Source organism: Campylobacter concisus (genome assembly GCF_902460875.1).
GTDB lineage: Bacteria > Campylobacterota > Campylobacteria > Campylobacterales > Campylobacteraceae > Campylobacter_A > Campylobacter_A concisus_AA.
Map to the genome: position 1 here is coordinate 46,180 of NZ_CABPVR010000006.1, position 11,924 is coordinate 58,103.

The window sequence follows — 11,924 nt, forward strand, 5'->3', positions numbered from 1 at the left end:
TAAAAAGGATAAATATGAGAACAGAACAAATAACAGCAAGAGCGTTAAAGCAAGTTGGTGATGATAGATATAAACTTTCACTTATCGTAGCAAAGCGTGCAGAAGCACTAGCAAATGGAGCAGTAGTGCTTGTAGAAGCCGATACTTCAAAGATGAAATTTGCTGACATTGCGCTACTTGAAGTAGCTGAGGGCAAAATAGGCTTAGAGGCAATAGTTGAAGGAAAATAGTCTTTTTTTAGAGCAGCTAATAGAACAAATTTTACCTTGTAAAAATGTTTCAGAAGCTATAACACTGCTCTTTTCTCTTTGCGAACGAAGCGAGAAATTAGATAAAGCTATAGATAGCTGTGTCACATCTCATGCTGGTCAATACCGCAAAAGTGGCGAGCCATACGCAATCCATCCTATCTTAGTAGCATCAATAGTAGCAAATATGGGTGGAGATGAGAGCATGGTCATAGCCGCACTACTTCACGATGTGGTTGAAGATACTGAAGTTACACTTAGCGAAGTCCAGGCTGAATTCGGTGATGAAGTGGCAAAGCTGGTTGAAGGGCTTACGAAGATAGTTGCTATAAGAGAAAACAAGCTTGCAAGCTCAAGTAGTAACGAAAAACTAGCAAGCTCGGCACTAACCTTTAGAAAAATGCTTTTAATCTCCATTGAGGATGTTAGAGTTCTTGTGGTTAAGCTTTGTGACAGACTTCATAATATGCTAACCCTTGATGCATTAAAAGTAGAAAAACAAAAACGAATTGCTGAAGAGACGCTTATGGTCTATGCTCCGATCGCTCATAGGCTTGGAATTTCATCGATTAAAAATATACTTGAAGATCTAAGTTTTAAATATGCTATGCCAGAAGAATACGCCAAGATTGATAGTTTTTTAAATAAAAATAAGCAGCAGCTTAGCCTTAAGCTAAATGCTTTTTACGAGAAAGTAAATCAAATTTTGCTTGAAAATGGCTTTATTGAGGGCACTTTTGAGATACAAAAGCGTATAAAGCATTACTATTCGATTTATTTAAAAATGCAAAGAAAAGGGATTTCGATTGAAGAGGTGCTTGATTTGCTTGCTATTAGAATTCTTGTGCAAAAGCCGCTTGATTGCTACCTTGCGCTTGGGAATTTGCATATAAATTTTAATCCTCTTATTTCAAGATTTAAGGATTATATTGCACTTCCAAAGCAAAATGGTTATCAAACGATACATACAACTATTTTTGATAATAAGAGTATTTTTGAGGCACAAGTTCGTACTTACGATATGCACAAAACAGCTGAATACGGTGTCGCAGCTCACTGGAAATACAAAAATGGTGAGGGCAGTTTACTAAATCCAAAACTTGACTGGCTAAACGACATTGGTATGCAAAACAATGAAGCTGAAAGTAATGTCGAAGAGCTTTATGAATATGCAAAAGATAGTCTTTATATAGAAGATATTGCGGTCTATTCGCCAAAAGGTGAGGTTTTTACGCTTCCACGTGGGGCTACTGCACTTGATTATGCTTATGAGATTCACACAGAGATCGGACTTTACGCAAAAGAAGCTTATATAAATCGCGTCAGAATGCCACTTTTAACAGAGCTAAAAAACGGCGATATTGTAAGGATTGTAACTGGCGAGGAGGCAAAATTTCGCTGTTCGTGGATAAATAGCGTTCGAACTGGTAAAGCAAGAGCTACGATAAGGACATACTGCAAGCAAAAGATAAAAGATATAAATTATAAAATCGCAGTTGATATTTTAAAGTCAGTTTTTGGCGTTTCTAAAGATAGAATTTTAGACTGGATAGAGCATGAAAATTTAGGCAAAAAAGTTTTTCGTGCTGCAACTGAAAGCGATTTTTTGCAAGAGGTCGTAAATATGCTTAAAAAGTATATAAAAAAAGAGCGTCCTTTTATGATCTCTTTGGGCGATAAATATCAGGTTAAAAAGCAAAAATTTGAAAATATCGTAATCTATTCAAATCATAAAATTTCAAATGTCGAGTTTGACTATTGTTGTAACCCAAAAAGAGGCGATAGCATAGTTGGCTTTAAAAATGGACACAATGTGACGGTGCATCACAAGCTTTGTGAGCGTGCTGGAAAGCTTATGGATAAGGGCAATGAGATCATCTTTGTCAAATGGACTAGAAATGCCCCACATAGATATAAAATTTTATTAAATCTTGAGAACCGAAAAGGCGCGTTGGCTGAATTTTTAACATATCTTGCTAGACTAGATGTAAATTTGGCTACAATCTCGCTAAACGAAGCAAATGACCTTAGCGGTGATACATTTGAAATAAGTGTTGAGATAGCCGAAAATATCGATGCAAACGAGCTAAAAGAGAAGATCAAAGATAGATATAAGATTATAGATTTCGTTTCGCAAACCGATCCATACCATAACTAGGAGAAAGATAATGCAAGATATAGCTGAAATTTTACAAGAGATAAAACGCGGTGTTGCCGAGATTATTGACTTTGAAAGAGTTGAGAATTTAATAAAAAACTATTATGAAAAAGGTGAAAATTTCTATGTAAAGGCTGGCTTTGATCCAACTGCTCCAGACCTTCACTTAGGACACACAGTCGTTTTAAACAAGATGGCACTTCTTCAAAAACATGGTGCAATCGTGCAGTTTTTAATAGGCGACTTCACTGCTCAAATAGGCGATCCAACCGGCAAATCAGCCACCAGAAAGAAGCTAGATCAAGAGACAGTTTTAAAAAACGCTAAAACCTACGAAGAGCAAGTTTTTAAAATTTTAGATCCAAAAAAAACTGTGATCATGTTTAACTCAAAATGGTCAAATGAGCTTGGAGCCGCTGGAATGATAGAGCTAACTAGCACATTTTCAGTCGCTAGAATGCTAGAGCGCGATGATTTTGAAAAAAGGATAAAATCTGGTAGTCCAATTTCAATTTGTGAATTTATGTATCCGCTTCTTCAAGGTTATGATAGCGTTGCGATGAAGTGCGATATCGAGATGGGCGGTACGGATCAAAAATTTAACCTTCTAATGGGCAGAACCTTACAACGAACATATAATGTTGGCAAAGAGCAAGCTGTCATCATGATGCCTCTTCTTGAAGGGCTTGATGGTGTAAATAAGATGAGCAAAAGCCTTGGAAACTACATCGGCGTAACCGAAAATGCAAATGATATGTTTGCAAAAACGCTTAGTATAAGCGATGAGCTAATGTGGCGTTGGTACGAGCTTTTAAGCACAAAAAGCCTTGGCGAGATAGAAAATTTAATGAACGACGTAAAAAATGGTAAATATCATCCAAAAAAAGCAAAAGAGGACCTTGCGTACGAAATAACAGCAAGGTATCACGGCGAGGAGGCTGCAAAGGCTGCGATGGCTGAGTTTAATAGCGTACACTCTCAAAATCAGCTCCCAACTGATATAAAAGAATTTAGCCTAAAAGCACCAGTTTGGATCGTGGAAGCTTTATCGCAGTGTGAGCTAAGCGAGTCAAATTCTCAAGCAAGACGCGACATAAAGGCAAATGCGGTTAGCATTAATCAAGAAAAGATCAGTGATGAGCAGTTAAAATTAGAGGCAGGTGAATATATCTTGCAAGTTGGTAAGCGTAAATTTGCAAAAGTAAAGGTTGAATAGATGGAGTTAAAGCCATTAAAAATAGGAAAATATGAGATAAAGTATCCGATATTTCAAGGCGGTATGGGACTTGGTATCAGCTGGGACAAACTAGCTGGCAATGTCAGCCTTGAAGGCGGTCTTGGAATAATCAGCTCAGTTGGCACAGGATATTATGAAAATCGTAAATTTATAAACAAAGAGCTAAATGCAAAGCCATTTGGAAGTGAGAATTTCTACTCAACAAGAGGTCTTAGAGCAATTATTGAGAATGCACGAAAAATTTGTGGAGACCTGCCACTTGGCGTAAATATAATGTACGCTGCAAATGATTACGCAAGAGTGGTAAAAGATGCTTGTGAAGCCGGTATAAATATCATCGTATCAGGTGCTGGACTACCTACTAATTTGCCAGAATTTACACTAAATTTTAAAGAAGTCGCGCTAGTTCCTATTATCTCAAGTGCAAAAGCACTAAAGATCATATGCAAACGTTGGCTACAAAGATATGATCGCTTGCCAGACGCGGTTGTGCTTGAAGGACCACTAAGCGGTGGGCATCAGGGTTTTACTTACGAGCAGTGCCTTGATCCTGAGTTTTCGTTATTCAATCTAATCCCACAAGTAAAGGCTGAGATAAAAGAGTGGGGCGACTTTCCGCTCATCGCAGCCGGTGGAATTTGGGATAAAAATGATATAGAAAAAGCAATATCGCTTGGAGCAGACGGCGTTCAAATGGGCACACGCTTCATCGGCACTCATGAGTGTGACGCAGATATTGGCTTTAAAGAAGTGATACTAGCAGCCGAGGAAAAGGACATAGAGCTTATAAAAAGTCCAGTTGGCTATCCGGCTCGTGGGATTAGAACAAATTTGATAAATTTGGTAGAAAAAAGGATGGGGCCAAAGATTCAGTGTATAAGCAACTGCGTGAGCCCTTGTCAAAGGGGCAAAGGTGCTAAAGAGGTTGGATATTGCATCGCTGATAGGCTGTTTGACTCATTTAGTGGCAAAAAAGAGACAGGGTTATTTTTCACGGGAGCAAACGGATATAAACTAAAAGAGCTAATAAGCGTAAAAGAGCTAATGCACAAGCTGGTACATGGTGAATGAAACGAGCGATAATCCTCTTTTTTATTGTTTGTAATTTTCTTTTTGCTGCGACAAATTCTGAGATATTTGCAAAATTTGATAAAAATTTTGCCAGCTCAAGCAGAAGTGTAAAGATCAAATTTCACAACGATATAAAAGATATCTATGTCGACGCGATCATAAAAAACGATAAAAATACAAAAAAACAAGCGCTCACAAGACTTATAACCAGCTCGAAATCGCTTGGTTTTGATTCAAGTGGGTATATAAAAGATCTAAATGCACTAAATGGCGTAAAGAGCGCTAGTACGCCTAGCACCGCTACTTTGACTCTGCTTAGTGCAACCAAGGTAAATGACACTTTAGTGCTTAAGTTTAATACAAAAATCGATACTGCAAAACTAAAAACATCCTTTTTAAAGCAACAAAATACATATAAAAACATTATGGATATCGATGGTAGATTAAACGGTAATCCGCTAACTTATAAAAATTTTATATCTGATTATATTCACATCTCGCAGTATGATAAAAATACTGTTAGAGTTATTTTTTCTGATAAGATCCAAAAGACTATAAAAGCAAATGCAACAGGTGATCTGCTTGTAATCAGCGCTCAAAATTTTATCTCAAACGAAAATGTAAAAACACCACTTCATAAAACTAAAAACAAAAATGAAGAAGTGCCACACAAAGAGCCTGAGCCAAATTTAAATCCTCAGCCTGCACAAAGTGAGCCAGTAGCAGCACCTTTGCCACCAGTTGCGACTGGTAAATTTTCACGCAACAAAACGATCGTCATCGATCCGGGTCATGGTGGCACTGATCCAGGTGCAGTAAATGGCAAACTTCAGGAAAAAACTGCGGTTTTAGGTGTAGCCAAAAAGCTTGGCGACATACTAAAAGCACGTGGCTACAAGGTCTATTTTACTAGATCAACCGATGTCTTTATAAATTTAAGAACAAGAACAAAATTTGCAAATGATAAGATGGCTGATCTATTTGTTTCTATTCACGCAAATGCCGCTCCAAATGCCACAAAGGCAAAAAGCATGCACGGCATTGAAACATTTTTCTTATCGCCTGCAAGAAGTGAACGTAGTAAAAACGCGGCCGCGCTTGAGAACAAATCAGATATCGAAGAGATGAACTACTTTTCACAGCAGACGTTTCTAAATGTACTAAATCGCGAGAAGATTATCGCCTCAAATAAGCTTGGCATTGATATCCAAAAAGAAATTTTAGCAAGTGCCAGAAAGGTCTATGCTGCAAGTGATGGCAGTGTGAGAGAGGCGCCATTTTGGGTGCTTGTAGGCGCTCTTATGCCGGCAGTTCTTGTTGAGATCGGCTATATCACGCATCCAGTCGAGGGCGAAAAGCTCTTTAATGATGCATATCAAAATGCCCTTGCAAACGGCATCGCAAACGGCATCGATGGATATTTTGCAAAAAATAGATGAAAAATGCAAATTTAAGCTTTAAAGGGCAAATTCCATTTAACGAGGAGTTTGGCGATATCTATTTTAATACCGACAAACCTTGGCTTGAGAGCGAATTTGTCTTTGCAAGCGCACTTGATGAAATTTGGCAGAGTAAAGATAGCTTCGTCATCGCTGAGACAGGATTTGGTGCCGGGCTAAATTTTTTCACGCTTTGTAAGAAATTTAAAGATAGTAATAAAAAACTTCACTTCGTTAGTATCGAAAAAAGTCCTATTAAAAAAGATGATCTTTTAAAAATTTATGAAAATTTAGGCATTTTTAAAGCTTATGCCAAAAAGCTAGTTTCGCTCTATCCGCCTCTTATTGAGGGCATACACCGTATAAATTTTGCTCCAAATATCACACTTGATCTTTGCTACGGCGAGGCTAAAGAAATTTTACCTGAGCTTGATTTTAGCGCTGATATTTGGTTTCTAGACGGCTTTGCTCCAAGTAAAAATGGCTCGATCTGGAGCGAAGAAATTTTTAGGCAGATCGCAAGACTAAGCAAGGTTGGCACGATTGCTAGAACCTACTCTTGTGCAAAAATAGTAAAAGACGGACTAAAGGGCGCTGGCTTTTTGCTAAGCCTAAAAGAGGGTTACTCTAGAAAACGCCAGATGAGTAGCGCCGTGCTAGAGAAAAAGGATGAAAATTTAAAGGATGCTTGGTTTGCGAGATGCGAGCCAGTTGCTAAACCAAAAGATAAAACAGCACTTATCATAGGAGCTGGCGTGGCTGGACTTGCAACAGCTGGCGAGCTAGCCAAAAATGGCTTTAAAGTGGTGATCGCCGAGGCAAAGGGTGAAGTGGCTACAAATGGCTCAGGCAATCACTGTGGTGCTTTGATGCCACTAGTTACAAAGCCTGGGGTAAATTTAGGTCGCATGCACTTAAACGCATTTTTGCAAGCAGTGAGATTTTACAAGGCAACTTTGCCAAAAAGCCTTATCAAATTTAATGGCTGCATCGACTACGCATTTGACGATGAGCTTATTAAAAGATATGGCTCGTGGCAGGATCAAAGCGTAGAGGATATTTTTAAATTTGATGAGAGCTTAAAGCCATATCCTGGGATATTTATAAAAGATGGTGCATACGCTAGACCAAGAGAAATTTGTAAATTTTTATCAAGCAACTTTGAAATTTTATTTAACCATGAGTACGAGAGCAGAGAGTACCTTCAAAATGGCAAGATCAGCGTTAAATTTAAAAATGGTAAAATTTTAGAGACTGATATTTTGGTCTTTTGCACTAGCAGTAAGAGCAGTGAAATTTTTAAGGGCTACGACATGCAAATAAGCAGTGTCCGAGGCCAAGTCACGCACCTAAAACCAGTGCTAAAAAATGCCATGCCGCTAAGCGCAAAAGGCTACATCTGCCCAGCTGTCAAAGGTGCGCAAGTTATCGGCGCTACTTATGCCAGAAATGAAATTTGCGATATGCCTAAAGTTGAGGATAATGCTAAAAATTTAAGCGATGTAGGCGAGTTTTTCGACATCAAAAAAGCCACCATTATCGGCTCACGTGTGGGATATAGAAGCTATAGCGGAGATAGGTTTCCGATAATTGGCGCCTTGCATGATGAAGAATTTTACAAGCAAAACTACAAAGGGCTATTTTGGAGCAAAAATAAAGATAACAATCCAAAGGCAAGCTACGAAAAAAATGTCTTTGTAAATTTTGCTCATGGCTCACGAGGTCTTGGCACAGCGATACTTGGAGCAAATTTGATAGCTGATCTTGTGCTTGATCGCCCACTTTGTATAGAAAGATCGCTATTTCATGAGCTTCATCCAGCTAGATTTTTGATAAGAAAACTAAAAAAGGGATTAAAACTTTAAGAGGCAATTAGCAGAAATTCCTAGCACAAGATACTAGGAATTTCTTGTAAGTTTAGGCTTAAAGCCTTGTTTTCATCTTTTCAAATTCATCTTTTATAATTTGCTCGTGAGGTTCGCTCGTCATTTTATTTATCGCATCTCCCCAGATACTTACGCTAATGATCGCTATGCAAGAAGCTATGATGCCAGGCAAAATTTCATAAACATAAGCGTTTAGTCCTGAAGTGATCCAAAATATTACGGTCGCACCTCCAGCTATCATACCAGCTAATGCTCCAAGTGCACTCATGCGCTTCCAGTAGAGGCTAAAAAGTAGCACTGGCCCAAAGCTCGCACCAAATCCAGCCCAAGCGTTGCCAACGACGTTTAGAACATTATCTGTTGAGATAAAAGCAAGTACAGTAGCAACTATGGCTACTACTACGACAGCATAGCGACTGATCGCTGTTTGTGTATTTTGACTAATCTCTTTTTTATAGAATGCAAAGATAAAGTCCTTTGTTACCGAGCTAGATGTAACTAAAAGCTGACTTGAGATAGTACTCATTATCGCTGAAAGCACAGCTGAGATGATAATGCCTATAAAAAATGGTGGGAAAAGTAGCTCACCAAGCTTTAAAAACACCGTCTCAGGATCACTAAGCCCGCCTCTTTGACTAAAGTAGACAAAGCCGATAAGTCCACTCATAATCGCACCAAGCAACCCAATGCTCATCCAACCAATGCCGATCCTTCTTGCTTTGGCAAGCTCTTTTGAATCACGTATAGCCATAAATCTAACAATGATGTGTGGCTGACCAAAATAGCCAAATCCCCAAGCCATAAGTCCTAAAATTCCCCAAAAAGTTTGATCTCTAAATGGGTTTAGGTGATTTGCATCAAGCTTGCTTATCTCTTTTATCAAATTTGTATCGCTTGGCAAGTCTAAATTTAGATATGCCACGACTGGGATCGAGACTAGGACACAAAACATCAAAAGCCCCTGAAATGCGTCAGTTATACTAACTGCTTTAAATCCACCAAAAAATGTGTAAAAGACCACGATAACAAGTGTAAAGACCGCTCCGTAGGCAAATTTTAAACCAAAAAAGCTCTCAAACGTCTTGCCACCAGCGATGATGCCGCTACTTACATAAAGTGTGAAAAAGATCAAAATGATAAGACCAGATACGATTCTTAAAATTTTAGTCCTATCTTTAAAGCGATTTTCTAAAAAATCCGGTATCGTGATGCTATCACTCGCAACCTCAGTATAAATTCTAAGCCTCTTTGCTAAAAATAGATAGTTGCAGTAAGCTCCAATGATAAGACCGATTATCATCCACACATTTGCTATGCCAGTTGCGTATAATGCTCCGGGCACGCCAAGTAGCATCCAACCACTCATATCAGAAGCACCAGCACTAAGTGCAGTAACCACTGGACCCATTCGACGATTATCTAGCAGATACTCGTTCATACTTGCATTTTTATCGTAGAAATATCGTCCGATAAAGAGCAAAAAGCCAAAATAGATGGCGATGGCTAAATAAGACCCAAAGCTCATAAATTTCCTTTCAAATTAAGATAAATGGCTTATGTTAATATAAATTTTTTTAAATTACAACATTCAGTGCCGATCCTTAAACACTTTTAAGCAAAATGATATAAATTTTTTCGTATTATTTAAAGCCATATTTTAAAGAGAAGGACAAAGTTGAAGGCTCAAAATTTAGCTAAATTTCTATTTTTTATAATAATCGTCTCACTTGGAGCATATTTTTTCTATCCAAGAGATCTTAGTGAGGCTCAAGAGATTGCTTATATCAAAAGTTACGGAGTGACTTTAGGGCTTACTATAGGCGGTATTGTCATAGGCATAACACTTGGATTTACCTTGGCGTTTATTAAATTTTTAAATATCAAAGTCTTAAATTTTATAATTGATGAATATATCGATATCTTACGTGGAACACCTGTAATACTTCAACTTTTAATATTTTCAGTTGTCATTTTTGCAACATGGAGTGATAATTTTTATGTAGCTCTCATCGCACTTGGACTAAATAGCTCTGCTTATGTGGCCGAGATCGTACGAAGTGGTATAAATAGCGTCGATAAAGGACAAATGGAAGCGGCTCGTGCGATGGGCCTAAACTACTATGTTTCGATGCGCGAGATAGTCTTTCCACAAGCTACGAAAAATATCTTGCCAGCTCTTGCAAATGAGTTTATCTCACTTTTTAAAGAGACATCAGTCGTGGGCTATATAAGCGTCGTTGATATCACGATGCAAAGTAAGAGCTTGCAAGCGGTCTTTTATAGTCCAGAGCCAGTCATTTTTACAGGTATTGTCTATTATGTGAGTGTTAAATTTTTTACACTTTTGGCAAAACTACTCGAGAGGAGATTAAACCGCCATGATTGAGATTAAAAATTTAAACAAAAGTTATGGCGATTTGCGAGTTTTAAATGATATTAGTGTAGATATAAAAAAAGGTGAAGTTATAGCTATAATTGGTCCAAGTGGTGGTGGCAAAAGTACATTTTTACGCTGCATAAACCGCCTTGAAGAGCCAGATAGCGGACACATCAAGATAAATGGTGAAGATATTTTAGATAAAAAATCAGACATAAATAAAATTCGCCAAAAAGTGAGCATGGTTTTTCAGCACTTTAATCTTTTTGCAAATAAAAACGTCTTGCAAAATTTAACTCTAGCTCCGATAAAAGCGGGAATTTTAGATAAAGTAAGTGCAGAAAAAAGAGCTGATGAGTTGCTAAAAAGTGTTGGGCTAAGTGATAAGAAATTTGCCTATCCGCACAAGCTTTCAGGCGGACAGAAACAACGTATTGCGATCGCTAGAAGCCTAGCGATGGAGCCAGAAGTGATACTTTTTGACGAGCCGACAAGTGCGCTTGATCCTGAGATGATCGGAGAGGTGCTTGATATTATGAAAGATGTTGCTGCAAGGGGCATAACAATGCTTGTGGTGACCCATGAGATGGGCTTTGCGAGAAATGTGGCAAATAGAATTTTCTTTATGGATAAAGGTAAAATCGCAGTTGACGACACACCAAAAAATATCTTTACGAATCCGCAGCACGAGCGTTTAAAAGAGTTTTTAGGCAAAATTTTAAATCATTAAAGGAGTAGAAAATGAGTAAAATTTTAAAATTTTTGATGGCGAGCTTAGTTTTGTTTTTACTAGGTTGTGGTAACGATGCTAACAAAAAAAATATAGCAAATAATGCCGAAGAAGCTAGTAAAAATGTAGTTTATAAAGTTGGCTCGAGCGCTGATTATCCACCTTTTGAATATCTTGATGAAAATAATAAAATTGTTGGCTTTGAGATAGATTTATTAAATGAGATCACCAAAAAAACTGGGATAAAATTTGATGTTGCAAATATGAGCTTTGATGGACTGATATCAGCATTAAAAACCGGTAAAATCGATATTGCCATAAGCGGAATGAGTGCAACTGATGAGAGAAGAAAATCGGTTGATTTCACCAAGCCATATTATTTTTCAGAAAATTTATTTATCCGCAAAAAAGGCTCAGATGTAAATAAAGACAACCTTAAGGATAAGAAAATTTCAGCTCAAGTTGGCACGCTTCAAGAAGAAGCAGCCAAAAGCATAACTACTAAGTCGATACCTGCTGAAAATGTAGCAGCCGCTATCATGTCACTAAACGCTGGCAAAATCGATGTTGTGCTAACTGATAGTCCGATAGGAGTTGAATATTTAAAACAAAATCCAGATTTGGAAGAATTTTTAAGAGTTCCTGATGGCACGGAAGGATTTGCGATGGCGTTTGATAAAGGCAAACACACTGAGCTTATCAAGAAGATAGACGCAGCGATCGATGAGCTACAAAAATCTGGCGAATTTGACAAAATGCTAGATAAATATGGATTAAA

The 11,924-nt window shown here is 37.9% G+C and carries 10 protein-coding genes; 9 read left to right on the plus strand and 1 reads right to left on the minus strand.

Annotated elements, in window-relative coordinates; genetic code table 11:
• Positions 1-14: 14 nt before the first annotated feature.
• From F3H01_RS03705 to mnmC, 6 genes are read left to right on the plus strand one after another with little or no spacing between them, the layout of a single operon-like run.
• Positions 15-230 (plus strand): DNA-directed RNA polymerase subunit omega, encoded by a 216-nt coding sequence (locus F3H01_RS03705; protein ID WP_021091717.1) that lies wholly within the window; start codon positions 15-17, stop codon positions 228-230.
• Complete coding sequence (locus tag F3H01_RS03710; protein WP_149724885.1) at positions 217-2,406, plus strand: RelA/SpoT family protein; 2,190 nt, start codon at positions 217-219, stop codon at positions 2,404-2,406. Before F3H01_RS03705 ends, F3H01_RS03710 begins: the two co-directional genes overlap by 14 nt.
• Before the next feature lie 10 nt (positions 2,407-2,416).
• Positions 2,417-3,622 carry a tyrosine--tRNA ligase gene (gene tyrS / locus F3H01_RS03715; RefSeq protein WP_087586260.1) on the plus strand — a complete coding sequence of 402 codons (1,206 nt, stop codon included), beginning with the start codon at positions 2,417-2,419 and terminating at the stop codon, positions 3,620-3,622.
• On the plus strand, positions 3,623-4,714 hold the full coding sequence (locus F3H01_RS03720; RefSeq protein ID WP_149724886.1) for a nitronate monooxygenase: 1,092 nt from the start codon (positions 3,623-3,625) through the stop codon (positions 4,712-4,714).
• Complete coding sequence (locus F3H01_RS03725; protein WP_149724887.1) at positions 4,711-6,153, plus strand: N-acetylmuramoyl-L-alanine amidase family protein; 1,443 nt, start codon at positions 4,711-4,713, stop codon at positions 6,151-6,153. The genes F3H01_RS03720 and F3H01_RS03725 overlap by 4 nt, the downstream gene beginning before the upstream one ends.
• Entirely contained in the window at positions 6,150-8,018 is a 1,869-nt protein-coding gene (gene mnmC, locus F3H01_RS03730) for a bifunctional tRNA (5-methylaminomethyl-2-thiouridine)(34)-methyltransferase MnmC2/FAD-dependent 5-carboxymethylaminomethyl-2-thiouridine(34) oxidoreductase MnmC1 (protein ID WP_149724888.1), read from the plus strand. Before F3H01_RS03725 ends, mnmC begins: the two co-directional genes overlap by 4 nt.
• A 58-nt stretch (positions 8,019-8,076) precedes the next feature.
• Here mnmC and putP read toward each other — a convergent pair whose 3' ends face one another.
• The gene (gene putP / locus F3H01_RS03735) at positions 8,077-9,564 is read right to left on the minus strand and encodes a sodium/proline symporter PutP (RefSeq protein WP_149724889.1); all 1,488 of its coding nucleotides are present in this window, start codon (positions 9,562-9,564) and stop codon (positions 8,077-8,079) included.
• 150 nt (positions 9,565-9,714) lie between these two features.
• Between putP and F3H01_RS03740 the strand changes: the two genes are divergently transcribed.
• The 3 genes from F3H01_RS03740 to F3H01_RS03750 form a co-directional block, all read left to right on the plus strand.
• Positions 9,715-10,425 (plus strand): amino acid ABC transporter permease, encoded by a 711-nt coding sequence (locus F3H01_RS03740; RefSeq protein ID WP_149724890.1) that lies wholly within the window; start codon positions 9,715-9,717, stop codon positions 10,423-10,425.
• Positions 10,418-11,146, plus strand: coding sequence for an amino acid ABC transporter ATP-binding protein (locus tag F3H01_RS03745; RefSeq protein WP_149724891.1), 729 nt, complete (start codon positions 10,418-10,420; stop codon positions 11,144-11,146). Before F3H01_RS03740 ends, F3H01_RS03745 begins: the two co-directional genes overlap by 8 nt.
• 11 nt (positions 11,147-11,157) lie before the next feature.
• Positions 11,158-11,924, plus strand: a 767-nt coding sequence (locus F3H01_RS03750; protein ID WP_149724908.1) for a basic amino acid ABC transporter substrate-binding protein, incomplete at its 3' end; no start/stop codon positions are given.

What these genes read in the sequence shown, in the direction of transcription:
- F3H01_RS03705 (WP_021091717.1), top strand. Translation starts at nt 15, where the DNA reads ATGAGAACAGAACAAATAACAGCAAGAGCGTTAAAGCAAGTTGGTGAT.
- F3H01_RS03720 (WP_149724886.1), top strand. Translation starts at nt 3,623, where the DNA reads ATGGAGTTAAAGCCATTAAAAATAGGAAAATATGAGATAAAGTATCCG.
- tyrS (WP_087586260.1), top strand. Translation starts at nt 2,417, where the DNA reads ATGCAAGATATAGCTGAAATTTTACAAGAGATAAAACGCGGTGTTGCC.
- putP (WP_149724889.1), bottom strand. Translation starts at nt 9,564, where the DNA reads ATGAGCTTTGGGTCTTATTTAGCCATCGCCATCTATTTTGGCTTTTTG.
- F3H01_RS03725 (WP_149724887.1), top strand. Translation starts at nt 4,711, where the DNA reads ATGAAACGAGCGATAATCCTCTTTTTTATTGTTTGTAATTTTCTTTTT.
- F3H01_RS03745 (WP_149724891.1), top strand. Translation starts at nt 10,418, where the DNA reads ATGATTGAGATTAAAAATTTAAACAAAAGTTATGGCGATTTGCGAGTT.
- mnmC (WP_149724888.1), top strand. Translation starts at nt 6,150, where the DNA reads ATGAAAAATGCAAATTTAAGCTTTAAAGGGCAAATTCCATTTAACGAG.